Source organism: Burkholderia sp. 9779_493, from assembly GCF_015712215.1.
GTDB classification, from domain to species: Bacteria; Pseudomonadota; Gammaproteobacteria; order Burkholderiales; family Burkholderiaceae; genus Burkholderia; species Burkholderia cenocepacia.
In genome coordinates this window covers 1-22,556 of the sequence record NZ_JACCQA010000047.1, presented here as the reverse complement: position 1 = coordinate 22,556, position 22,556 = coordinate 1, and the positions used below count along the sequence as shown (strand labels likewise).

Below are 22,556 nucleotides of genomic sequence, written 5' to 3'. Positions count from 1 at the left end.
CGAACCTGCTCGATGAACGCCGCGTCGAGCGGCACGCAAACGCGTGTCGGCGTCATTCGTCGCGGTCGCGCGTCTCGCCGCCGCCTTTCGCGAGGCGCCATGCGATCGCGCCGAGCACGCCGACCGCAATCACCAGTGCGCCCCACAGCACGTAGCGGCGCCCGGCATCCGCATCGGCGGCTGCCGCCGGCGCGACCGCGGACACCGGCAGCGCCGCGCCGACGCGGGCGGGCCGCACTTCCGGCGCCATGCCGACCAGCAGTGCGTCGCGGCTCACGGCCGACGACACGAGCGACGCATCGCCGACGCCGAGCGTAAACGGCGGCGAGCAGCGCGCGACGAAGGTCAGCGCGGCCGGATGCCAGCCGATCGCGACGGCCGGCTGGCCGCCGCCGAGCCCGCCGTTGCGCATGTCGACGACGATTCGCCACGCGCGATCCGTATTCGCGACGAACTCGAACGGCGGATTGCGCTGCTCGCCGCCCTTGCCCTGCAGCCGGAACAGCACGGCGGACGCCACGTCGCGCCACGGCGACTGCGCATCGGCGCGGCTTTGCAGCGTCGCGCGCGCGACGGTGTTCGGCTGCGGCAGGTCGATGCGCACGCGGTCGACCGGATACGCGCCGTCGGTGTCGAACAGATACTCGCCGGGCGCACCGCCGGCGCGTATCCGCACGGCATCGCGCCACTGGCGCGGCACGGACGCCGTGTCGGTGCCGCGCGCGTCGCGCGGATGCGTCTCGACGTCGATCGACGCGATCGCGGGCGCGCCGTCGAGCCAGCCGAGCCGCAGGTAGCGCGGTGCCGCGCCTTCGAGCGCGATGCGCTCCTGCACCAGCATGTCGTTGCCGCGGCCGACCTTCAGCAACTGCGTGCTGCCGAGCGCTCGCCAACTGCGCAGGTCGTCGCTGGCTTCGACGGACACGCGCCCCTGGTAGCTGTCGTCGTTCACGTGCACGAGCAGTGCATCGATGCTGCCGTCGGCATGCGACAGGTCGACGAGATCCGCGCCGTGCCTGCCGTGCGAAGGCGTCGCGACGGCCGCGCGCAGCGCGCCGTCCGGGCCGACCGTCACGCCGAGCGGCGCATTGCCGTGTTCGGCGCGGACGGGCGGCAGCGGGAACCAGTGCACCGGCGTGCGGGACGGCGGCACGCCGGATGCGGCCGCGGCGGGTGCATCGAGCGAGTACGGCACCGGCTCGCCCGCGCCGTTGAAGACGCGCACGTCGCCGAGGTCGTCGCGCCGGCTCGCCGCATACACGGGCTGCGGCACGGTGAGCTGGTAATACGCGGCGCTGCCGTCGAGGTCGAGCGCGAAGCGCTGCGTGACGCGGCCGGCGTTCGGCGCGCCGTCGGCTGCCGCGAACGACGCGAGCAGGCTCAGCCCGAACAGGGCGGCGAGTCGTTTCATGGCTGGCCGTCCTGTTGCGCGGCGGCCTTCGGCGGCAGCGGCGAGAAATAGCCGATCAACAGCAGCAGCACGCCGATACCGATGAACGACACGATGCGCTCGATGCCGGTGACGTGCGACAGGTCGAACAGGAACAGCTTGACGACCGTGAGCGCGAGCAGCGCGGCGCCGACGAACCACAGCGGTCGCAGCCCGCGGCGCGTGGCCCAGATCGTGATCGCGAGCGCGCAGACCGTCCAGTACACGGACACCGACGCCTGCACGAGCGTCGACTCCGCCATTGCGCCGAATTCGTACGGCACGCCGGCCCAGTGATGCAGCGTGCGCAGCAGGATCGCGTTCAGCCACAGGAACCCGGTCGCGCCGGCCGCACCCAGCAACTCGACGCGATACGCGTCGAACGACCAGCCGAGCCTGCGCGCACGCACGAACCACGACGCGGCGAGCGCATAGACGACCGCGAGCACGAGATCGAGCGGGTTGAACAGCGGTACGCGCGCCCAGCTTCCGCCGTCCTGCGTGAAGTTCGCGTAGAAGGTCCACGCCCACATCACGACGATCAGCGGCAGCGACGCGAACGCACAGAGGCGGGCGATGCCGTCGCGGCGCGTGAGCCACATTCCGGCGAATGCGAACAGGCTCCAGCCGACCATGAACACCTGCTGGATGCCGAACGACGACAGCACGGTATCGATGTCGTAGCCCAGGTGGAAGCGGTGATGCAGCGTGCGCAGCATCAGCGCGTTGAACCACAGGAACACGGTCGCGATCGCCATATAGTCGACGACGCGCGGATGCCACGCGAGGCCGAGCGATTTCAGGCGACGCAGCCACGCGACGAACGCGACGAACACGAGACCCTGCGCGACGTCGAGCGGATTGAGCAGCGGCAGCCAGAAGAGCGGAGAGGCGTCGCCGTCGCTCGCCGTGCTGGCGATGCTCCACAGCCACAGCAGCGCGGCGAGCGGCGCGGCTCCCCACACCTGATACGCACGCGGGAACGCGGCGACCGGCCAGCGCAGGCGCGAGCCGGGGCCCGATACGAGCAGGAGCAGCGCGCCGAAGCCGTACGCCCATGCGCTCCAGCTCCACGCGCCTTCCGGGACGAACGTGCGCAGGCGCCAGAAACCCTCGAGCGACAACAGTCCGCACAGGGTCCAGAACGTCAGCGTATGCAGCGGCGCGAGAATGCCTGCTGCAACGGCGGACGCCGTGCCGTTCGCGGCGGCGGCGGTCGTGCCGCGCGACTGGCGCCACAGCAGCGCGAGCCCCGCGCCGACGGCGATCGGCCACGCGAACGCGCCCATGCCCGACAGCGGCGCTTCGTGCGCGTCGAACGCGCGCAGCGCGAGCAGCGCCAGCACCGGCGTGAGCGCGAGCGCGGGCCATTCGGCGAGCGGCCATGCGAGCCGGCGGCGCGCGACGTGCGCGAGCCATGCGGTGCCGGCCGCGAACAGCGCGGTCGTATCGACGACGAAGCGGTCGGCATGCAGGTCGACATGGCGGCTCGCATAGACGAGGATCTCGTGCAGCCCGCCGCTGACCCACCACAGCAGCCCCCACGCGGCGGCCGCGACACCGATCTCCGGCATCCACGCGTGCCACGCGCGCGCTTCGCCGCGCCCGTGCAGCCACCAGCCGGTGAACAGGCCGGCGAGCGCGATCAGCAGCATCGCGATATACGGGCTGTTGAGCACCGGCAGCGCGGCCGTGTCGGCCGGGCCCAGCAGACTCGTGAAGAACGCGCCGGCCGCGGCGACCTGCATCAGCAGCCCGAAGCCGAACGCGAGCAGGCGCTTCTGGCGCACGCCGAGCCACACGACGGCCGCGCCTTCGATGGCCCACGCGGCGCTGGTCGTCGGCCCCGAGAACGCGAGCGGCACCGCGAGCGTCGCGAAGATCACCGCGAGCGCGAGCATCGATTCGAACAGCAGGCCGAGGCGGTCGCGGCGGCGCGCGAGCCATGCGGCGACCGCGACGTAGAACGCCGACAGCGCGACCGCGCTCCACGCGAGCCCGAACGGCATGCCTTTGACGAGCGACGCCTGCAGCGCGGTCGCGACGATCGGCGTGCCGAACACGAGCGTGCCGTCCACGTAGTGTCGCAGCGCGAGTTCGCGTTTCACCGCATACAGCAGCGCGATGCCGACATACATCAGGAAGAACAGGATGAGGAACGGCTCGGTGCTCGCGAACAGCGCGGGACGATAGGCGGTCACGCCCCACGCGGAGCCGATCGTGAACGTGAACACGAAGCCGAGCAGGTTCAGCGGGCGCCACGCCTTGAACCACGCGATCGCGAAGATCCCTGCGTTCAGCAGTGCGTAGTAGCTGAACAGCGCGACATGGTTGCCCTGGCCGGTCGACAGCAGGATCGGCGCGAGGAAGCCGCCCGCGCTGCCCATGAATGCGAGCGGCAGCGCGTTCTGCCGCACCGCGAGGAACGCGCTCAGCGCGCAGACCGCGACCATCAGCGGGAAAGCGGCGCCGACGGGCAGCAATGCATACAGCTTGGTCGCGGCGAAGATCGTCAGGTACAGGATGCCGACGCCGCCGCCTTGCAGCACGAGGCCGTACGCGGCGCGACGCGCCCGCACGCGCCAGCCGATCGCGAGCAGCGCGGCCGCGGCGAGCGCCGTGCCCGCGAGGCGGAACTCGATCGGCAGCATGTCGTTGTCGGCCGCGTACTTGAGCAGGAACGCGACACCGAAGAACAGCACGATGATCCCGACGCGCACGACCGTGTTGCCGCCGAGCAGCCAGTCGCGCGCGGCGCCGAATGCGCGTTCGGCGATGCCGGGTTCACGGGGTGCGGGCGGGACAGCGCGGGCCGGTGCGGCCGGGGGGATCGTCGTGGTGTCGACGGGGGCAGGCGCGGATGCGGCCGGGCGCGCGGCGGTTGCCGGCGCGAGCGTCGAGGCGGGCGCCGGTGCCGAGGTGGAGGCCGATGTACCTGCCCGTGCGACAGCAGGTTGCGCGGGTGGTACGGGCGGTGTCGGGGAGTGCGCCGGCAGCGGGGCGGATGTGGCGCTCGCCGAAGCCGTGTGCGCGATGCCGCCGGAAGTCGCCGCGCCGGCCGTCGCGCCCGCGAGTTGCACACGCAGCGCGTCGAGTTCGCGCGTGAGCGTGTCGACGGTGGCTTCGAGGCGCGCGACGCGATCGGCGAGCGGTAACGGGGGCGGCGGCGTCGCGGAGACCGCGAACGCGTCGGGCGTGGCGCGCGGGTTCTGCTGCTTGCGTTGCCGCAGCGCGTGCCCGACGCAGAATCCGACGGCGGCCCCGAGCAGCGAGCCGCTCCCGGCCGAGAAATCCCCGATCAAGGCAGCGATGCCGCCCACGATGAAACCGATTACGGCGAATGCCCAGTTCAACGCCTTGCTCCCTCTCACTATCGTTATCGTCCTTCGATCGCGGATCGCACCGGATCGAGGCGGTTTCAGCACGGCCGGCAGGCGAACCGGCATGCGCGCGCCGTGCGGCTCGGCCCTCGTGCGAAAGGCCCGCGGCATCGTCGCGATCGGCGTGTTTGCGGGGAATGTATCACAGCGTGCCCGCGCCGAATTCCGGGGGTGACGCGGTATCGCGGCATGCGCCGTTCGGTGTCGCCATCCGGCTTTTTGCACGGTCATGCTTTTTACTGGCGAATGGATGCGCGCTTTCGTCTGAGCAGATCGACGCCGGAACGGACGTCGATTTGTCGCAAAACGACGCGTGCCCGATGCGACCTGACGCAAAACCTCATGTGCCGTTCGCCGCGCTGCTGCGCACAAGTCCGGCGGGCGATGCCCGTCGTTGCTGGCCGGGCGCGTATTGCGCTGCCGCAATCGGCGGCGCGGCCCGCCGGACGGGGCCGGAGGCTGTGTCGTATTTGCGCAAGCGTTTGTCGTAATTCGTCGGCAGGCCGGGGTTTTTTCTGGCAACTATGTAGGCACGCTATGACAAGCGCGAGTCCCCGCTACACGAGGAGAAGGTTTCGATGGATGCCCCCAAGGTTGTGGTCGAAGGTCTGTGCAAGGTGTTTGGAAGCAATCCGCAGCAGGCGCTCGACATGCTCGCCGCCGGCGCGACGAAGGACGATGTGCTCAAGCGCACCGGTCAGGTCGTCGGCGTGCACAACGTCTCCTTCGATGTGCAGGAAGGCGAAATTTTCGTGCTGATGGGCCTGTCCGGCTCCGGCAAGTCCACGCTGATCCGCCTCGTGAACCGGCTGGTCGATCCGAGCGCCGGCAAGGTGCTGATCGACGGGCTCGACGTCGCGTCGGCGCGCCGCTCGGCGCTGACCGCGCTGCGCCGCAAGGACATGAGCATGGTGTTTCAGTCGTTCGCGCTGATGCCGCATCGCACCGTCGTGTCGAATGCCGCGTTCGGGCTCGAAGTCGCGGGCATGGGCAAGAAGGAGCGCGAGCGCCGCGCGATGGAAGTGCTCGAGCAGGTCGGCCTCGCGCCGTTTTCGCACAAGCTGCCGTCCGAGCTGTCGGGCGGCATGCAGCAGCGCGTCGGCCTCGCCCGCGCGCTGGCCGTGAACCCGTCGCTGATGATCATGGACGAGGCGTTTTCCGCACTCGATCCGCTCAAGCGCCGCGAAATGCAGGACGTGCTGCTGCAACTGCAGAAGGAACAGCGTCGCACGATCATGTTCGTGTCGCACGATCTGGAGGAAGCGCTGCGCATCGGCAACCGCATCGCGATCATGGAAGGCGGCCGCCTCGTGCAGGTCGGCACGCCGCAGGACATCATCGCGAACCCGGCCGACGATTACGTGCGCGCGTTCTTCGACGGCATCGACACCAGCCGCTATCTCACGGCCGGCGACCTGATGCAGACGGGCGCCGTGCCGCTCGTGTCGAAGTGCGATGCCGCGAACGTCGCGGCGTCGCTGAACGGCAGCGCCGAATACGCGTTCGTGCTCGATGCCCAGCGCAAGATCCGCGGCTTCGTCACGCGCGACGCGATCGGCCAGGACACGCCGTCCGTGCGGCCGATCGAAAGCATCCGGCGCGATGCGTCGCTCGACCATGTCGTCGCGCGCGTGGTCGCGAGCCCGAATGCACTGCCGGTCGTCGACGACGACGGCTGCTACTGCGGCTCGGTCGATCGCGCGCTCATCCTGAAGGCCATCACGCGTTCGCGAGGCTCCCATGTCTGAAATGATTCCGCTCGGTAGCTGGGTCGACCAGTCCGTTCACTACCTGCTCGACCACGACGCGAAGACGTTCGACGCGATCGGTCAGGCGATCGAAGGGCTCGCCGCATTCGTCGAGCATGGCCTGCAGGCGATCCCGATGTGGCTGATGATGGCGATCTTCATCGGCGTCGGGCTGTGGCGGGTGGGCTGGCGCTTCGCGCTGTTCACCACCGCGTCGCTGCTGCTGATCTTCGCGACCGGCTTCTGGGACCAGACGGTCATCACGCTCGGGCTCACGCTGTCGTCGACGATCATCAGCCTCGTGCTCGGCATTCCGCTCGGCATCTGGGCCGCGAAGAGCAAGTGGGTCGCCGCGATCGTGCGCCCGATCCTCGACCTGATGCAGACGATGCCGGCCTTCGTCTACCTGATTCCGGCCGCGATGCTGTTCGGTCTCGGCCGCGTGCCGGGGATCCTGTCGACGGTGATCTTCGCGATGCCGCCCGCGGTGCGCCTCACGAGCCTCGGCATCCGCCACGTGAACCGCGAGATCGTCGAAGCCGGCCAGGCGTTTGGCTGCACGCCGTGGCAACTGCTGTACAAGGTGCAGTTCCCGAACGCGCTGCCGTCGATCATGCAGGGCGTGAACCAGACGATCATGATGGCGCTGTCGATGGTGATCATCGCGTCGATGGTCGGCGCGGGCGGCCTCGGCAACGACGTGCTCGCGAGTATCCAGCGCCTCGACATCGGTCTCGGCTTCGAAAGCGGTCTGTCGGTCGTGCTGCTCGCGATCATTCTGGACCGCATCACCGAGAGCTTCGGCCGCGCACCGGGCACCGTGAAGGCGCCGCTGTTCTCCGGCCTCAAGCAGCTGTTTCGCGTGAAGGCCGCGCCCGCACAGGCCTGATCTTCGGCGGCCAGGAGCGACCTGGCCGCACACCCTGAATAGATAACGGTTCCCGCGGCTTCGGCCGCGGGGCTGGCCCCCTGCAACCTCCTCGCCAGGAGACCGATGTGACGTCCGCCGTCGCTGTCGCGCCCGCCGCCTGCGTTTCACCGGTTTCGTCCCTCGCCCATTTCGGCTTCCTGACGCTGCCGAACTTCTCGATGATCGCGTTCTCGAGCGCGGTCGAAGTGCTTCGGATGGCGAACTACGTCGGGCGGGCGGAACACTACAAGTGGTCGATCTACTCGCTCGACGGCGCGCCCGTGCATGCCAGTAACGGCATCGCGGTGCGGCCCACGCAGGCGCTCGACTACGACAACCTGCCCGACGTGATGATCGTGTGCGGCGGCATCCGCATCCGCGACGTGGTCGACGAGGGCGCGCGCGATACGCTCGCGGCGCTCGCCGAACGCGGGCTGCCGCTCGGCGGCATCTGCACGGGCGCCTATGCGCTGATGTCGAGCGGGTTGCTCGACGGCTATCGCTGCACCGTGCACTGGGAAAACCTGTCCGCGCTGCATTCCGAATTTCCGCGGGTGGGCTTTGCCGACGAGTTGTTCGTCGTCGATCGCGACCGGCTCACCTGCACCGGCGGCACCGCGCCGCTCGACCTGATGCTGAACCTCGTCGGCATGCGCTTCGGCCAGCAACTGGCCGCGCAGGTATCCGAGCAGTTCATCCTCGAGCGCATCCGCAGTTCGACCGATACGCAGCCGATTCCGGTCGATGCGCGGGTGGGCTTCTCGCGCGCGGAGCTGATCGAGGTCGTGCGGCTGATGGAGGCGAACATCGAGGAGCCGCTGTCGCTCGAGGAACTCGCGCGGCTCGTGCGGCTGTCGCAGCGGCATCTGCAGCGCATGTTCAAGGTGTACCTGAACGTTTCGCCGACCCACTATTACCTGACGCTGCGCCTGAAGCGCGCACGCGACCTGCTGCGCACGACCGATGCATCGATCGCGCGCGTGACGACGGTCTGCGGGTTTCATTCGCCGTGCCATTTCAGCAAGGCATACCGCGCGCAGTTCGGCCATGCGCCGAGCTACGAGCGCCGGCTGCCGGGGCGCTGAACGGGCGGTCATTCGGTCCGCGACGTCGCCGGGATCGCGGCGCGCGGCTTCAATAAACGATCCCGCATTCAAGCAAACGACATCACTTTGAGGAGAAGCAAGATGAAGCGCCTATTGATCGCAGCGGTGTGCGGGATCGGGGTGGCCGCGCCGATGTCGGCCGTTTATGCGGCCGATCCGCCCGTATGCAAGAACGTGCGCTTCGCCGATGTCGGCTGGTCCGACATCGCGGCGACCACGGGCCTCGCGTCGACGATGCTGCAGGGGCTCGGCTACAACCCGACGAAGACGATCGCGTCGGTGCCGATCACGTTCGCCGGGATCAAGAGCAAGCAGATCGACGTGTTCCTCGGCTACTGGTCGCCGACGATGGACCCGATCATCCAGCCGTTCACGAAGGCCGGCACGATCAAGGTGCTCGCGACGCCCAACCTGACCGGCGCGAAATACACGCTCGCGGTGCCCGACTACGTGTACCAGGGCGGCCTGAAGTCGTTCGCGGACATCCAGAAGTACGCGGACAAGCTCAACGGCAAGATCTACGGGATCGAGCCGGGCAACGACGGCAATGCGCTGATCAAGAAGATGATCGACGGCAACCAGTTCGGCCTCGGCAAGTTCAAGCTGGTCGAGTCGAGCGAGGCCGGGATGCTGGTCGAGGTGAATCGCGCGATCCGCGACAAGCAGTGGATCGTGTTCCTCGGCTGGGAACCGCATCCGATGAACGTGCAGATGAAGATCGACTACCTGACCGGCGGCGACGACGTGTTTGGCCCGAACTACGGCGAGGCGAAGGTGCTGACGGCGACGCCGCCCGACTACTCGCAGCGCTGCCCGAACGTCGCGAAGTTCGTGTCGAACCTGCAGTTCACGACGTCGATCGAGAACCACGTGATGGTGCCGATCATGAACAAGCAGGATCCGAACAAGGCCGCCGCCGAATGGCTGAAGGCGAATCCGCAAGCCCTCGACAAGTGGCTCGCGGGCGTGACGACGCTCGACGGCAAGCCGGGCCTGCCGGCGGTGAAGGCGTACCTCGGCGTGCATTGACGGTGACCTGTCGGGCTTGGCGGTTGCGACCCAAAACCTGACGTGCATGATGAGCCGGCGCAAGCAGGGTGCCCTGCTTGCGCCGGTTTTTTGCTGCCCGCTTCGCGCTTGGCCCGACCGCCGGCCGGCGATGCGCTAGACTGCTCGATCCCGATCGAGGAGACGGCAATGACCCGCAGCACGCTCGATACATCCGGATGGCAATCGGCAGCCGCCACGCGACCGAATGGCGCGACCGCTTCGGTCGATGCTGGCTGCAACCGGGCGATCCCGCACCGCGGCCGTTCATTCGCATGAAGCGCATCGAGCAAGTCGTGCTCGCCGCCGATCTCGCGGGCACGGCGGTGTTCGCGATCGAGGGCGCCAATGCGGCGATCGGCGCCGGACTCGACCTGTTCGGGGTGATGGTGCTGTCGCTCGTCGTCGCGCTTGGCGGCGGCGTGATTCGCGACCTGCTGATCGGCGCCCGCCCGCCGAGCGCCGTGAGCGACTGGCGTTATCCGGCGCTTGCGTTCGCCGCCGGGCTGTTCGCATTCGTGTTTCATGCGCGGGTCGCGTCGTTCCCGCCGTCGCTGCTGACGGCGCTCGATGCGGCCGGCCTCGCGCTGTTCGCGGTCGCGGGCGCGGTGAAGGCGCTGGAATTTCGCGTCCACCCGTTCATCGCCACGCTGATGGGCGCCGTGACCGGCTGCGGGGGCGGCGTGGTGCGCGATCTGCTGCTCGCACGGATACCGGTCGTGCTGGTCACCGACATCTACGCGAGCGCGGCGCTGCTCGGTGCGGTCGTCGTCGTGTCGTGCCGGCGACTCGGTTGCCCGCCCGTCGTCGCGGCCGTGCTGGGCGGCGTCGCGTGCTTTGCGCTGCGAATGGCGGCGGTGCGCTTCGGCTGGCAGTTGCCGAAAATTGCCGCGGGGGCGTAAGCGCCCGACTCACGATCCCTTCGTCGCCGCCGGCACGTCGAACACGCGATCGAACGCCCACTGGAACACGAACGCGTAGCAGAAGAAGAACGCGAACAGCCCGATGTCGACGACGAACGCGTCGAACCACGAGATGTCGAGCCACCCCGACACGACCGGCACGAGGATGAAGATCAGTCCGCCCTCGAATCCGGTGGCGTGCAGGATGCGCCGCCCGAGCGTACGCGCCGGCTGTCGGCGCGACGCTTCCCAGCGCTCGAACAGTGCGTTGAAGATCAGGTTCCACAGCATCGCGATCGCCGACATCGTCGCCGACAGCGCACCCGAGTAGACGAGGTCCTGCTTGAAGATCGCCGCGATCACGGGCGAGATGCAGGAAATGGCGATCGCTTCGTAGAGCACCGCCTGCGTGATCCTGCGCGGTAGGCCTTGCACGGGTTCCTCCGGTTCGACGGCGGCGCCATGCCGCAACGTCCCGCAAGGCTAGCCGCGTTGCGCACCCGCTTCAATTCACCTAATCTCACCCGGATTGAATCCAATTCAACCCGGCCGCATCCGGCCCGCGAGGCTCCGTGTTCTCGAAAATTCCCCTGACCGCATTACGTGTATTCGAAGCGTCGGCACGGCTCGGCACGTTCAAGGCTGCCGCGGACGAGTTGTCCGTGACGCCGGCGGCCGTGTCGCACCAGATCAAGGCGCTCGAGAGCCGCGTCGGTGTGCTGCTGTTCGAGCGCGGCGCGGGCGGCGTGCGGCTGACCGAAGAAGGCGAGCGGCTGTTTCGCGCGAGTCACGATGCGTTGCTGGCGTTGAGCCGCGGGCTCGACGCGGTGCGTCCGGAGGCGGCCGACGAGCGCACGCTCGTGCTGACCACGACGCCTGCCTTTGCCGCGATGTGGCTGATTCCGCGTCTCGGTGCGTTTCGCCGCGTCGATCCGCATCTGCACATCAAGGTCGAAACCGGAAACGCGCTCGTCGATCTCGAACGCGATGCACGGATCGATCTCGCGATTCGCGCGACGTCGCGCCAGTTTCCCGCGCTGCACGAGATTGCGTTGATCGACGAGTACTTCGGCGCGTATGCGGCCGCCGGGTTCGATGCGCATCGCACGGACGCGCCGCTCGACCTGATCGAGACCGTGTGGGACACGCCGCTGCCCGTGTCGGTCGACTGGGCGTCGTGGTGCCGTGCGGCGGGCCGGGAAGCGTGGCTCGAACGCGCGGTGTTTCGCCATTACGACGACGAGCATTACGCGTTGCAGGCCGTGCTGCACGGGCAGGGTGTCGCGCTGCTCAGCTCCGTGCTGGCCGCCGAGCATGTCGAGCGCGGCGCATTGATGCCGATCGATCCCGCGGTGCGGCTCGACGGCGCGCGCTTCGTCGCGCTGTGCCGGCCGGGGCGGGAGCGCGAGCCGCAGGTCAGGCGGTTTCTCGACTGGCTCGAAGCGGAAATCGCCCGGACCCGCGACGCGGTGGCGCGGATCGCGCCCGATGAGCGCCGCGCCGCTACCCGAAGCTGACGCAATAGACCGGCGGCAAGTGCGCCGATATCTGTTGCCAGTGCTCGCCGCCATCGGCGGACGTCCATAATCCGCCCGTCGTCGACGCCATCGCGAGGCGTCTGCCGGAATCGTCCACCGCGAGCCCGTGCCGGTACACGAGGTCGTACGCCGGCGCGGCCGGCAACCCGTTCGACAGACTCTCGAAACTGCGGCCGCCGTCGCGCGTGCGCGTGACGACGAACCGGCCGTTCACCGGGATCCGGCACGCGTCCTTCACGGCCGGCACGAACCACGCGGTATCCGGTTCGTGCGGATGCACGGCCACCGCGAAACCGAAGCTCGACGGCTCGGCCTCGATGCGCCGCCAGTGTTCGCCGCCGTCGGTCGAGCGGAAGATCGCGCAGTGATGCTGGGTCCACAGCACGTCCGGGTTGGCCGCGCACTGCACGACGCGGTGCGGATCCTGCATGTTCGGCTCGCCGCGCCGCTCGGGCGGCATGTAGTCGGCTTCCATGCCTTCCGCCGTGACGCGCCAGGTCGCGCCGCCGTCGACGGTCTGCCAGACGCCGCCGCACGAGACGCCGACGGTGACGTGCCGGCTGTCGCGCGGATCGACCATCACCGAATGGATTCCCGGCGCGTCGTACCCGCCGCCGCCCCATTCGGCGCGTTCGGGGCGATCCCACAGCGCGCGGTTGAGGACCCACGAGTCGCCGTGGTCGTCGGAGCGGAACAGGCCGCCGGGAATCGTGCCGGCCCACAGCACGCCGGGTTCGTCCGCGCCGCCGGCTTCGAGCGACCAGATTTGCTGCAGCGTCCACGGCGGTTGCGGCGATCCGGCAGGCTCGTCGTCGGTGTCGCCGCTGCCTGCGCGCGTGTCGGCACGGGCAGGCGACACATCGGCTGGCTGCGGCGGATAAACCGGAACCGCGCATTCCTCCCAGTCGGTGGCGCCTGCGCGCAGCCGATGCAGCTTCACGCCGAAATGACCGAGATTGAGCGCCGCGTACAGCGTGCCGTCGCGCGGATCGGCGAGCGCCATGCTGACGGGCTCGCCGATGAAATGCGGTTCGCCGGGCGTCCAGCCGCCGTTGCCGTCCGGTTGCAGGACGAACAGGCCCTTGCGGGTGGCGACGAGCAGTCGATCGTTCATGTGCGATGTCTCCGGATGGTTCGCCTTGGTACGGCGGCACTTGGTATGGGGATGCGCCCGTGCATCGGTCCCTTTATCCGCCGGTCAGCGCCTGCACGACATACACGCGGCTGGTGGTCCCGAGCGCATCGGACAGGCGCTGCCGGTCGCGGATCGGCTGGCCGTCGATGAACACCGACAGGTGCTTTCGCAGCGCGCCCTGGTCGTCGACGATGTAGCCGCGCAACCGTGGCTGCTCGCTGAAAATGGTGTCGAATGCTTCGCCGACCGTGTGCGCGTCGATGTCGCGCTCGGGCGTTTCGACATGCCGCTGGATCGACGCGGCGAAGAAGAGGTGCGCCATGGCGGTAGCTGGCAGGAGCCGCACGAAGGGACGGCTTGTAGTGTAGGCGATCCGGCGCGCGCCGAAAGGTGCATTGAAGGCGCCGTGCAGGGTGGCGGCGGCTACACCGGAATCGACCGCCCCCGGATCCGGATCCCCAGCCGCACGACGCCGATCACCGCATTCGACAGCCAAGTGAGCCAGCGCGGCATCCCGCGACGGCGGATATCGAGCAGCAGCACGATGCGCACCGCGTCGCTGTCGTTCCACACCTCGTGCGTGAATGTGTCGTCCCACAGCAGGAAGCGGCCTTCGTCGAGCCGGTATTCGTGCCCATCGACCTTCAGCACGGCGGCCGGTGTACCGTCCGCGCGCGTCGGCATCGACAGCACGAGATACCCGCGCAGGATGCCGCGAAACGGCCCGCGATGCGGCGGGATGTGCTTGCCGGGCGCGAGGAACGACAGCGACGCGGACAGCACGTCCGGCGACGCCGCGACGAGCGACGCGACGGTCGGGCAGCGCGACAGGTTGCGCGGAAACGGCTGCCCGTACGCCTGCATGATGAACATGCGCCAGTCGCGTGCGTCGTTGGCCGAGATGTCGTACTGCTCGCGCATGATTTCGTGAAAGCGCGGGATGCGCGGCATGTCGCGTGCTACCGCCAGCGCCTCCGCGCGGATCGCGGGCCACGCGCGCACGAAACGCTCGGCATCCGGGAATGCGGCCGCGTCGAGCACCGCACCGCTGTCGATATGGCGGTCGTACAGCGTGCGCAGCAGGGCGGCTGCATGGTCGTAGGCGGCGGACATGGGCGATCGATGGGCGGTCCGGATGAAGTGCTGGTCAGTCTGCCCGAAGCGCGACGGGCATTGCGTTACGTCAGGTTACGCCGGCTGACGAATGAATGACAGTTGAATGTCCGGCCGGCGCGAATGGCAAGCCGGGAATAAACACGACCCCTCCGTCGTCATACGGGTGTAGCACGTCGTCTCGTTGATCGATGAAGGAGTGGAACATGAATACGCACTGGCTGGTGGCCGCCACGGTGGCGGCAATGTCTCTCGCAGGTGTCGCGACGCAAGCGTCGGCACAGGCGCTCACGCGCGAGCAGGTCCGGCAGGAACTGATCGATGCCGAAAACAACGGGTTGCGCTTCGTGACCGATACGTCGTATCCGGATGTGAGCCCGCTGTTTCAGCATCAAGCCGAGCGGATGCCGCAGCGGCAGGCCAGCACGGCGGTCGGCAGCGATCCGGCCTTGTCGTCCGAAGCGGGCAAGCCGGCGGCGATGTCGCCGCGTCCGGGCACCGCCGCATGCGTCGGCCCCGCGAGCTTCTGCACGATCTATTTCGGCAGCTGATCCACCCGCCTGCATGCGCAGCTCACGCCTGCCCCATGGTTGATCGGTACATCACGTTGAAGGAGTTCATGATGAAAACATATGTCGCACTACTGATGATGATCGGTGCGCTCGCCGGTCAGTCGGCGTTCGCGCAAGCGGCCGCCCCGCTGACGCGTGCGCAGGTCCGCGACGAACTGATGCGTCTCGAAGCGGCCGGGTACGACCCGGCGAAGGGCGACGACGGCGAGTATCCGGCCGACATCCAGGCCGCGGAAGCGAAGCTCGCCGAGCAGGATCGGGCGCGCATGGCGGCGTCGGCGACGCCGGCGGCCGAATCCGGCATGCCGGCGCAGGTCGGCAACTAGGGGCCGACATGTCCCCGTGTTGCGAGAGACCGCCGGCATCGCGACAGAGCGAGGCGCGCGCGCTGCGGGTCGCGCGGATACGAATCGTGTGGAGCGGGGGTGCGGTGTCGTCCCGGCGCCGATGCGTGCTTCATGCCGGCGCTCGCGCTCGACGCGAAGCGTCCGGGTAGGCCGGCACGCGGGCGGGACGCGACGCGCGTCGTGGCGCGTCGGAAAGTCCGGCCGGGCCGCGTCGACGCGGCCCGGCCCGGCCCGGCGCAAATCAGCGCCGTTCGTCCGCGATATGACTGCGGATCACGTCCGCGAACGACGCGTCGCCCTTCAGCCCGAGTGCTTCCGCGCGCGACGTATCCCAGCGGCCCGGCCAGCTGCCGACGATCTTCTCGACGCGTTCGTCGGGCGCATGACGGATCAGCTTGACGACCTCGTCGCCCGCGACGTCGCGCAGCGCCGCGATCATCTCGTCGACCGACACCGACAGCCCCGGCAGGTTGATCACGCGCTTGTTGCCGAGCTTCGCGCTGTCGAGTTCACAGCCGGCGACGAGCGCTTCGATCGCGCCGCGCGGCGACAGCAGCCACAGCCGCGTCGAGCCGGGCACCGGGCACACGCTTTCCTCGCCGTTCAGCGGCTCGCGGATGATGCCGCTCGCGAACGACGACGCGGCCGCGTTCGGGCGGCCGGGCCGCACGCTGATGGTCGGCAGCCGCAGCACGCGGCCGTCGACGAAGCCGCGCCGCGCGTAATCGCACAGCAGCAGTTCGGCGATCGCCTTCTCGGCACCGTACGACGATTGCGGGTTCAGCGCGGTGTCGTCCTGCACGACGTCGGGCAGCGCGCCGCCGTACACCGCGACGGAGCTCGTGAACACGACACGCGGCTGGTGGCCGCGCGCGCGGCACACTTCGAGCAGCGTGCGCGATGCGTCGAGATTGATCCGCATGCCGAGATCGAAATCGGCTTCGGCTTGCCCGCTGACGATCGCCGCGAGGTGGAAGATCGCGCCCGTCTGCGTGTCGATCGCGCTGTCGAGCACCGCGCGATCGGCGATGTCGCCGACGATCGACGTCACGCGCGCATCGCCGAAATCGCTGCCCTTGACGACGTCGAGCAGCACCAGCTCGTCGATCTTCTCGCTGCGACCGTCCGGGCCGGTCAATTCGCCGCGCTCGAGCAGCTTGCGCGCAAGACGCTGGCCGAGAAAGCCGGCGCCGCCGGTGATCAGTACTTTCATGTTGGTTGCCCTCTGAGGAATGCTTGAATTACAGGTACGGCTTGAGCCAGCCGAGGCCTTCCGACGTGCCGGCCTTCGGCCGATACTCGCAGCCGATCCAGCCGTCGTAGCCGAGTGCGTCGATCAGCGCGAACAGGTACGGGTAGTTGAGTTCGCCGACATCCGGCTCGTGGCGTTCAGGCACGCCCGCGATCTGGATATGGCCGATGCCCGCGAAATCGCGCTTGAGCTTCATCGCGAGATCGCCTTCGACGATCTGGCAGTGGTAGCAGTCGAACTGCACCTTCAGGTTCGGTGCACCGATTTCCGCGCGGATCGCCTGCGCGTCGTCCTGGCGGCTCAGGAAATAGCCGGGCATGTCGCGCTGGTTGATCGGCTCGATCAGGATCGTGATGCCGTGCGCGGCCGCCGCCTGCGCCGCATGACGCAGGTTCGCCAGGTAGGTGTCGCGATGGCGCGCGCGGTCGGCGCCCGGCGCGACCATGCCGGCCATCACGTGCAGCTTCCTGTTGCCGATCACGCGCGCATAGTCGAGCGCCTGGTCGATGCCGCGGCGGAATTCGTCCTCGCGGCCCGGCAGCGACGCAATGCCGCGTTCGCCCGCGGCCCAGTCGCCCGGCGGCGCGTTGAACAGCGCCTGTTCGAGGCCGTGCGCGTCGAGGCGCGCTCGGATGTCCTCGGCCGCGAAGTCGTACGGGAACAGGTACTCGACGGCCTTGAAACCGTCATGGGCGGCAGCGGCGAAGCGTTCGAGGAACGCATGCTCGGTATACATCATCGAGAGGTTGGCGGCGAAGCGGGGCATGGCAGCGGGTCCTGTGAATGAAGGGAGCGGGGCGCTATGCGCCCCGCGTCGAATGATGAATCGGCCGGCGGCGGATCAGCGGTTCACGAGCTTGGGCGGCGTGAGCCATACCGCGATCGCGCCGAGCACGAGCATCGCCGCGAGCACGTACATGCCGGACGACGTGCTGTGCGTGACGTCCTTCAGGTAGCCGATCACGTACGGGCTCGCGAAACCGGCGAGGTTGCCGACCGAGTTGATGATCGCGATCCCGGCCGCGGCCGCGGAGCCGGCGAGGAACGCGGTCGGCAGCGACCAGAACAGCGGTGCGCAGGTCAGCACGCCGCCTGCCGCGAGCGACAGGAACACGATCGACACCGCCGTATTGTGCGAGTACGACGCGGCGACCGCAAACCCGATCGCGCCCATCAGCGCCGGCACGATCAGGTGCCAGCGGCGTTCGCGGCGCTTGTCCGCGCTGTGGCCGAACAGGTTCATCACGACGATCGCGACGACGAACGGAATCGCCGACAGCAGGCCGATCTGCAGCGTATCGGTGATGCCGGTCGATTTCACGAGCGTCGGCATCCAGAACGTGAGCCCGTACTGGCCGGTGACGAACGCGAAGTAGATCAGCGACATCCACCACATGCGCGGGTCCGAGAACACGGCCTTCAGCGAATGGCCGTGCTTCTGCTGTTCCTGCGGCTGCGCGGCGATCTCGTCTTCGAGCAACTGCTTCTCGCGCTCGTCGAGCCATTTCGCGCTGCGAATGCTGTTGTCGAGATACAGGATCGTCGCGATGCCGACGAGCACGGCCGGCACGGCTTCGATCATGAACATCCATTGCCAGCCGTGGAAGCCCGAGCCGCCGTGGAAGCGTTCCATGATCCAGCCCGACAGCGGGTTGCCGAAGATGCCCGACACCGGAATCGCGGACATGAACACCGCGATGATCTTCGCGCGGCGGTGCGACGGGAACCAGTACGTGAGGTACAGGATCACGCCCGGGTAGAAGCCGGCTTCCGCGAGGCCGAGCAGGAAGCGCAGCACGTAGAACTGCGTGGGCGTCTTCACGAACGCGAACAGCGCGGACAGCAGCCCCCACGTGATCATGATCCGCGCGATCCAGATGCGCGCGCCGATGCGGTGCATCAGCATGTTGCTCGGCAGTTCGAACAGGAAGTAGCCGAGGAAGAAAATCCCGGCGCCGAGCCCGAACACGGTTTCGCTGAATGCGAGATCCTGCGACATCTGCAGCTTGGCGAAGCCGACGTTCACGCGGTCGAGATACGCGACCACGTAGCAGAGCATCAGGAACGGCACGATGCGCCAGAACACTTTCTTGTAGGTGCGGTCGAGTTCGCCCGATTGGGCGGCCGCGGCGGGCGAGCGGCTTGCGGCCGCGTCGAGAGCAGTCATCGTCGTCTCCTGGACTATCGTGTACCGGCGGCGCGTACGCCGCCGGATCGTGTGTGTGCTGACGGAAGGGCCCGCGCACACGGCGGGCATGGGAAGCGGTGCGTGATCCGGACGGCGACGCGTTACCAGCGCGCGCCGAAGGTCTGGCGCAGTTCGTCGAGCGCGGCGTCGGACAGCGGTTCCGGCTTCGGCTGCGTCATCAGCCACAGCCGCGCGGTTTCCTCGAGCTCCTCGAGCGCATACGACGCGTGCGATACCGACGGCCCCCACATCACGGGGCCGAGGCGATCGAGCAGCACGCCGCGCACCTGGTCGGCCAGCGCCGCGACTTCGGCCGCGACGGCCGGGTCGCCGGGGCGGCGGTAGCGGATCAGCGGAATGTGGCCGACCTTCATCACGTAGTACGGCGTGATCGGCGGCAGCACGTCGGTGTCGCGCCACACGCCCGCGAGCGTCAATGCGACGAGGTGCGTCGAATGCGTGTGGACGACGCCGTTTGCTGCGGCGTTGCGCGCATAGATGCCGCGATGCAGCGCGAGCGTCTTCGACGGCTTGCCGCCCGAGACGGGCTGGCCGTCGGCGCCGACTTTCGCGATGTCGTTCGGGTCGAGCCGGCCGAGGCAGGCGTCGGTTGGCGTGATCAGCCAGCCGTCATGCAGGCGCGCGCTGATGTTGCCGGCGCTGCCGGCCGCATGGCCGCGCGCGTACAGGCTTGCGCCGACCACGCAGATCTCTTCGCGCAGTTTGGCTTCGTCGCTCATCGTGCGGCTCCGTCCAGCGCGCGCAGCGCCTTGTCGAAAAAGTCGGTCGTGCCGAAGTTGCCGGATTTCAGCGCGAGGCCAAGCGGCTGCGCGTCGACGGTGGCCGTGGCCGGCACGCCCGGATCGATCTGCGCGCCGATCTGCAGCGACTTCACGTCGAGCGCCTGCACGACCGCGCCGGACGTTTCGCCGCCCGCGACGACGAACTTGCGCACGCCGAGTTCGCGCAGCCCGCGGGCGATCGCCGCGAGCGTGCTTTCGACGAGATGGCCGGCCGCGTCGACGCCGAGCGCCTGCTGCACGGCTTTCACTTCGTCGGGCGTGGCCGTTGCGTAGATCAGCACGGGCTGCGGCAGGTGCGCGCGCGCAAACGCGAGCGCCTGCTCGACGACGGGCTCGCCGCGCGAGGCCGCGAGCGGATCGATGCGGAAGCTCGGCCGCGTCGCACGCCACGCGGCGACCTGTGCGTTGGTGGCTTTCGACGCGCTGCCGGCGAGTATCGCCGACAGGCCGTCGATGCGCGGCAGCGACGCCGCGTTGTCGCGCTCGGGCAGTTGCTCCGCGCGGCGGAAATTCGCGGGCAGGCCGAGCGCGATGCCCGAGCCGCCGGTGACGAGCGGCAGGCCTGCGCACGCTTCGCCGAGTACGTAGAGATCGCGGTCCGACAGCGCGTCGGCGATCGCGAAACGCGCACCTTCGGCGCGCAGCTGGTCGATCCGCGCGCGCACGGCGGCCGCGCCGAGCGCGATCGTGTCGTAGCGGATCAGGCCGACCGGCGACTGCGTCTGCCGTTGCAGCACGCGCACGAGGTTCGCGTCCTTCATCGGCGTGAGCGGATGATTCTCCATCCCCGATTCGTTCAGCAGCACGTCGCCGACGAACAGGTGGCCGCGATAGATCGTGCGGCCGTTCTCGGGGAATGCCGGGCACGCGACCGTGAAGTCGCCGCCGGCCGCGTCGAGCAGCGCGTCGGCCACCGGCCCGATGTTGCCCGCGTCGGTCGAATCGAACGTCGAGCAGTACTTGAAGAAGAACTGGCGGCACCCTTGCGCGCGCAACCATTCGTACGCGGCGAGCGATTGCGCGACGGCGTCGGCGGCGGGAATCGTGCGCGACTTCAGCGCGACGACGATCGCGTCGGCGTCGACGATCGTGTCGGCAGCAGCGCCGTCGGCGGGCACGCCGATCGTCTGCACGGTGCGCATGCCGCTCTTGACGAGCATGTTCGCGAGATCGGTCGCGCCGGTGAAATCGTCGGCGATGCAGCCGAGCAGGGGACGGGAAGCGGAAGCGGTCATGGCAAAAGCGTCGTTCGAATCAGCGGGCGGGCGGCAGCGTGATGCCGGGGAAAGTCTTGATCACGGCGGAATCGTCCTCGCCGCCGTGGCCGGCGCTCGACGCGCTCATGAACATCTGGTGCGCGGTGGCCGACAGCGGCAGCGGGAATTTGCTGCGGCGCGCGGTATCGAGCACGAGGCCGAGATCCTTTACGAAGATGTCGACGGCCGACAGCGGCGTGTAGTCGCCGTTCAGGATGTGCGGCACACGGTTCTCGAACATCCACGAATTGCCGGCGCTGTGCGTGATCACGTCGTACAGCGCGTCGGCATCGACGCCTTCGCGCAGGCCCAGCGCCATCGCCTCGGCGGCCGCCGCGATATGCACGCCGGCCAGCAACTGGTTGATGATCTTCACTTTCGAGCCGATGCCGTGCGCGTCGCCCAGGCGGTACACCTTGCCGGCGATCGCGGCGAGCACGTCCTCGCAGCCGGCATACGCGGCGGCCGGGCCCGACGTCATCATCGTCATCGCGCCGGAGGCCGCGCGCGCGGCGCCGCCCGACACGGGCGCGTCGAGCATCTGCAGGCCGGCTGCCTCGATGCGTGCGCCGAGCGCGACCGCGAATTCGGGTGCGACGGTCGCGCTCGCGATCACGACGCCGCCCGGCTTCATCGCCGCGACCGCGCCGTGTTCGCCGAACAGCGCCGTTTCCGTTTGCGCGGCATTGACGACGAGCGTGACGACGACGTCGCATTGCGCGCCGAGTTCGGCCGGCGTCGCGCACGCGATGCCGCCTTCGGCGGCGAACGCCTGCAGCACGGTGTCGCGCACGTCGCATGCGTGCACGCGCAGCCCGGCGCGCAGCAGCGAGCGTGCGACGCCGAGGCCCATCGCGCCGAGGCCGATGACTCCAACATTTCGTGACATGGTCAACCTTGATCGATTCGGGGAGGTTCGTGACGGCGGCGCTGCCGGGAACGGCCGCGCCGCCGGCTTTCAGCAGATGCCGGCTTCCGCGAGACGGCGGGCGGCGTTGTACATGTGCGTGCGCGCCGCGTTGCGGGCGGCCATCGGGTCGCGTGCGCGGATCGCGTCGGCGATCGCCGCGTGCTCCTCGCGCACCTGCCGCGAGAAGTCCTCGCGCGTCGCTTCGTTGCGCCGCGTGACCTTCACGCCGGCTTCGAGGTACTGGTTCAGGAACTGCAACGTCTTCAGGAAATACGGGTTGCCGGTGACGGCCGCGATCGTGCGGTGGAACGCGACGTCTTCCGCGACACCGTCGCGCCCTTCGGCCACCGCTTCGTCGATCTTGCGCAGCGCGTCGTCGATGTCGGCCATGTCGTCGGCGGTGTGGTGCAGCGCGGCTTCGGCCGCGACCTCAGCCTCGATCGCGCGGCGTACCGCGAGCAGATGCGGCAGCGAGCTCGCCTCGACGGCTTCCGCGTAGTCGATCCGCAGCGGCCGGATCGCGCCGTGCTGGTTCACGAACACGCCGCTGCCCTGGCGCGGCTCGACCACGCCTTCGTTCTTCAGCCGCGAGATCGCCTCGCGGATCACGGTGCGGCTCACGCCGAATTCCTGCGCGAGCACGGCCTCGGTCGGCAGCTTGCCGGTGGCCGAGAAGCTGCCCACTTCGATCTGCTTGAGCAGTTGCTGCGCGACATGGTCGCTCATCGCCCGGGCGGGAATTTTCTCGAACATGATGCTCAGGTTTGTAAGGTGATGTGGTCATCATACAAATTTGAGCGGGCATCAGCATCCGGGATAACCCTCGTTTTACAGAGGTGAACGTCGGCCAAGTTGACTGGAACCGGTTCCAAAAGCGGCGAAACCGATGTGAACGTGTGTCGATCCGCAATCGAAGAGGG

At 68.7% G+C, this 22,556-nt stretch carries 21 protein-coding genes and 1 pseudogene; 9 read left to right on the top strand and 13 right to left on the bottom strand.

From position 1 onward, the window contains the following. Positions 1-52 precede the first annotated feature (52 nt). The gene (locus tag H0X95_RS31790) at positions 53-1,411 is read right to left on the bottom strand and encodes a DUF3999 domain-containing protein (protein ID WP_196446346.1); all 1,359 of its coding nucleotides are present in this window, start codon (positions 1,409-1,411) and stop codon (positions 53-55) included. Beyond that, positions 1,408-4,782 (bottom strand): DUF2339 domain-containing protein, encoded by a 3,375-nt coding sequence (locus H0X95_RS31785; RefSeq protein WP_059720688.1) that lies wholly within the window; start codon positions 4,780-4,782, stop codon positions 1,408-1,410. The genes H0X95_RS31790 and H0X95_RS31785 overlap by 4 nt, the downstream gene beginning before the upstream one ends. A gap of 164 nt (positions 4,783-4,946) precedes the next feature. Here H0X95_RS31785 and H0X95_RS31780 point away from each other — a divergent pair, with 164 nt between their 5' ends. The 6 genes and pseudogenes from H0X95_RS31780 (at position 4,947) to H0X95_RS31755 (ending at position 10,522) form a co-directional block, all read left to right on the top strand. After that, positions 4,947-5,300, top strand: a complete 354-nt coding sequence (locus H0X95_RS31780) for a hypothetical protein (protein ID WP_006489122.1) — start codon at positions 4,947-4,949, stop codon at positions 5,298-5,300. Beyond that, positions 5,266-6,557 (top strand): annotated as a pseudogene (locus H0X95_RS31775) (quaternary amine ABC transporter ATP-binding protein); the annotation flags it as partial. The gene H0X95_RS31780 and the pseudogene H0X95_RS31775, both read left to right, overlap by 35 nt. Beyond that, positions 6,550-7,446 carry a choline ABC transporter permease subunit gene (gene choW, locus H0X95_RS31770; RefSeq protein ID WP_006491873.1) on the top strand — a complete coding sequence of 299 codons (897 nt, stop codon included), beginning with the start codon at positions 6,550-6,552 and terminating at the stop codon, positions 7,444-7,446. The pseudogene H0X95_RS31775 and the gene choW, both read left to right, overlap by 8 nt. A 107-nt stretch (positions 7,447-7,553) precedes the next feature. Further along, positions 7,554-8,552 (top strand): GlxA family transcriptional regulator, encoded by a 999-nt coding sequence (locus H0X95_RS31765; RefSeq protein ID WP_006489109.1) that lies wholly within the window; start codon positions 7,554-7,556, stop codon positions 8,550-8,552. A 102-nt stretch (positions 8,553-8,654) separates the two neighbouring features. After that, entirely contained in the window at positions 8,655-9,602 is a 948-nt protein-coding gene (locus tag H0X95_RS31760; protein ID WP_006489128.1) for a choline ABC transporter substrate-binding protein, read from the top strand. Positions 9,603-9,895: 293 nt separating this feature from the next. After that, positions 9,896-10,522 (top strand): trimeric intracellular cation channel family protein, encoded by a 627-nt coding sequence (locus H0X95_RS31755; protein WP_034178320.1) that lies wholly within the window; start codon positions 9,896-9,898, stop codon positions 10,520-10,522. A gap of 9 nt (positions 10,523-10,531) precedes the next feature. Here the strand turns inward: H0X95_RS31755 and H0X95_RS31750 are convergent, their stop codons facing one another. Then, the gene (locus H0X95_RS31750) at positions 10,532-10,957 is read right to left on the bottom strand and encodes a PACE efflux transporter (protein ID WP_012493547.1); all 426 of its coding nucleotides are present in this window, start codon (positions 10,955-10,957) and stop codon (positions 10,532-10,534) included. A 137-nt stretch (positions 10,958-11,094) separates the two neighbouring features. Between H0X95_RS31750 and H0X95_RS31745 the strand changes: the two genes are divergently transcribed. Next, entirely contained in the window at positions 11,095-12,039 is a 945-nt protein-coding gene (locus H0X95_RS31745) for a LysR substrate-binding domain-containing protein (protein WP_006496818.1), read from the top strand. On the opposite strand, the gene H0X95_RS31740 is transcribed toward H0X95_RS31745, so the two are convergent. The 3 genes from H0X95_RS31740 to H0X95_RS31730 all read right to left on the bottom strand — a co-directional run bounded on the left by H0X95_RS31740 (position 12,026) and on the right by H0X95_RS31730 (position 14,308). Further along, positions 12,026-13,174 carry a WD40/YVTN/BNR-like repeat-containing protein gene (locus H0X95_RS31740; protein WP_006496819.1) on the bottom strand — a complete coding sequence of 383 codons (1,149 nt, stop codon included), beginning with the start codon at positions 13,172-13,174 and terminating at the stop codon, positions 12,026-12,028. The two genes, H0X95_RS31745 and H0X95_RS31740, sit on opposite strands and share 14 nt — an antisense overlap. Positions 13,175-13,247: 73 nt before the next feature. Continuing rightward, positions 13,248-13,517: a MoaD/ThiS family protein gene (locus H0X95_RS31735; protein ID WP_006489119.1), complete on the bottom strand. Its 270-nt coding sequence runs from the start codon at positions 13,515-13,517 to the stop codon at positions 13,248-13,250. 101 nt (positions 13,518-13,618) lie between these two features. Beyond that, entirely contained in the window at positions 13,619-14,308 is a 690-nt protein-coding gene (locus tag H0X95_RS31730; protein ID WP_006489133.1) for an aspartyl/asparaginyl beta-hydroxylase domain-containing protein, read from the bottom strand. 206 nt (positions 14,309-14,514) lie between these two features. Between H0X95_RS31730 and H0X95_RS31725 the strand changes: the two genes are divergently transcribed. Together H0X95_RS31725 and H0X95_RS31720 are read left to right on the top strand one after the other, a co-directional pair. Continuing rightward, on the top strand, positions 14,515-14,859 hold the full coding sequence (locus H0X95_RS31725) for a DUF4148 domain-containing protein (protein ID WP_006496820.1): 345 nt from the start codon (positions 14,515-14,517) through the stop codon (positions 14,857-14,859). Between the two features lie 71 nt (positions 14,860-14,930). Then, positions 14,931-15,206 carry a DUF4148 domain-containing protein gene (locus H0X95_RS31720; RefSeq protein ID WP_048989543.1) on the top strand — a complete coding sequence of 92 codons (276 nt, stop codon included), beginning with the start codon at positions 14,931-14,933 and terminating at the stop codon, positions 15,204-15,206. A gap of 262 nt (positions 15,207-15,468) precedes the next feature. Here H0X95_RS31720 and denD read toward each other — a convergent pair whose 3' ends face one another. The 7 genes from denD to H0X95_RS31685 form a co-directional block, all read right to left on the bottom strand. After that, on the bottom strand, positions 15,469-16,440 hold the full coding sequence (gene denD / locus H0X95_RS31715) for a D-erythronate dehydrogenase (RefSeq protein ID WP_006489120.1): 972 nt from the start codon (positions 16,438-16,440) through the stop codon (positions 15,469-15,471). 28 nt (positions 16,441-16,468) lie between these two features. Continuing rightward, positions 16,469-17,245, bottom strand: coding sequence for a 2-oxo-tetronate isomerase (otnI, locus tag H0X95_RS31710; protein ID WP_006496822.1), 777 nt, complete (start codon positions 17,243-17,245; stop codon positions 16,469-16,471). Between the two features lie 75 nt (positions 17,246-17,320). Next, positions 17,321-18,646: an MFS transporter gene (locus H0X95_RS31705; RefSeq protein WP_006489121.1), complete on the bottom strand. Its 1,326-nt coding sequence runs from the start codon at positions 18,644-18,646 to the stop codon at positions 17,321-17,323. Between the two features lie 122 nt (positions 18,647-18,768). Next, positions 18,769-19,407 (bottom strand): 3-oxo-tetronate 4-phosphate decarboxylase, encoded by a 639-nt coding sequence (gene otnC, locus H0X95_RS31700; protein ID WP_059720689.1) that lies wholly within the window; start codon positions 19,405-19,407, stop codon positions 18,769-18,771. Further along, positions 19,404-20,705 (bottom strand): 3-oxo-tetronate kinase, encoded by a 1,302-nt coding sequence (gene otnK, locus H0X95_RS31695; protein WP_059720690.1) that lies wholly within the window; start codon positions 20,703-20,705, stop codon positions 19,404-19,406. Before otnK ends, otnC begins: the two co-directional genes overlap by 4 nt. A gap of 19 nt (positions 20,706-20,724) precedes the next feature. Continuing rightward, the gene (ltnD, locus tag H0X95_RS31690) at positions 20,725-21,615 is read right to left on the bottom strand and encodes an L-threonate dehydrogenase (protein WP_196446345.1); all 891 of its coding nucleotides are present in this window, start codon (positions 21,613-21,615) and stop codon (positions 20,725-20,727) included. A 69-nt stretch (positions 21,616-21,684) separates the two neighbouring features. Next, positions 21,685-22,389 carry a FadR/GntR family transcriptional regulator gene (locus H0X95_RS31685; protein ID WP_059720692.1) on the bottom strand — a complete coding sequence of 235 codons (705 nt, stop codon included), beginning with the start codon at positions 22,387-22,389 and terminating at the stop codon, positions 21,685-21,687. Between the last annotated feature and the right edge of the window lie 167 nt (positions 22,390-22,556).

What these genes read in the sequence shown, in the direction of transcription:
- H0X95_RS31790 (WP_196446346.1), bottom strand. Translation starts at nt 1,411, where the DNA reads ATGAAACGACTCGCCGCCCTGTTCGGGCTGAGCCTGCTCGCGTCGTTC.
- H0X95_RS31780 (WP_006489122.1), top strand. Translation starts at nt 4,947, where the DNA reads ATGTATCACAGCGTGCCCGCGCCGAATTCCGGGGGTGACGCGGTATCG.
- choW (WP_006491873.1), top strand. Translation starts at nt 6,550, where the DNA reads ATGTCTGAAATGATTCCGCTCGGTAGCTGGGTCGACCAGTCCGTTCAC.
- H0X95_RS31760 (WP_006489128.1), top strand. Translation starts at nt 8,655, where the DNA reads ATGAAGCGCCTATTGATCGCAGCGGTGTGCGGGATCGGGGTGGCCGCG.
- H0X95_RS31755 (WP_034178320.1), top strand. Translation starts at nt 9,896, where the DNA reads ATGAAGCGCATCGAGCAAGTCGTGCTCGCCGCCGATCTCGCGGGCACG.
- H0X95_RS31740 (WP_006496819.1), bottom strand. Translation starts at nt 13,174, where the DNA reads ATGAACGATCGACTGCTCGTCGCCACCCGCAAGGGCCTGTTCGTCCTG.
- H0X95_RS31735 (WP_006489119.1), bottom strand. Translation starts at nt 13,517, where the DNA reads ATGGCGCACCTCTTCTTCGCCGCGTCGATCCAGCGGCATGTCGAAACG.
- H0X95_RS31730 (WP_006489133.1), bottom strand. Translation starts at nt 14,308, where the DNA reads ATGTCCGCCGCCTACGACCATGCAGCCGCCCTGCTGCGCACGCTGTAC.
- H0X95_RS31725 (WP_006496820.1), top strand. Translation starts at nt 14,515, where the DNA reads ATGAATACGCACTGGCTGGTGGCCGCCACGGTGGCGGCAATGTCTCTC.
- H0X95_RS31720 (WP_048989543.1), top strand. Translation starts at nt 14,931, where the DNA reads ATGAAAACATATGTCGCACTACTGATGATGATCGGTGCGCTCGCCGGT.
- denD (WP_006489120.1), bottom strand. Translation starts at nt 16,440, where the DNA reads ATGAAAGTACTGATCACCGGCGGCGCCGGCTTTCTCGGCCAGCGTCTT.
- otnI (WP_006496822.1), bottom strand. Translation starts at nt 17,245, where the DNA reads ATGCCCCGCTTCGCCGCCAACCTCTCGATGATGTATACCGAGCATGCG.
- H0X95_RS31705 (WP_006489121.1), bottom strand. Translation starts at nt 18,646, where the DNA reads ATGACTGCTCTCGACGCGGCCGCAAGCCGCTCGCCCGCCGCGGCCGCC.
- otnC (WP_059720689.1), bottom strand. Translation starts at nt 19,407, where the DNA reads ATGAGCGACGAAGCCAAACTGCGCGAAGAGATCTGCGTGGTCGGCGCA.
- otnK (WP_059720690.1), bottom strand. Translation starts at nt 20,705, where the DNA reads ATGACCGCTTCCGCTTCCCGTCCCCTGCTCGGCTGCATCGCCGACGAT.
- ltnD (WP_196446345.1), bottom strand. Translation starts at nt 21,615, where the DNA reads ATGTCACGAAATGTTGGAGTCATCGGCCTCGGCGCGATGGGCCTCGGC.
- H0X95_RS31685 (WP_059720692.1), bottom strand. Translation starts at nt 22,389, where the DNA reads ATGTTCGAGAAAATTCCCGCCCGGGCGATGAGCGACCATGTCGCGCAG.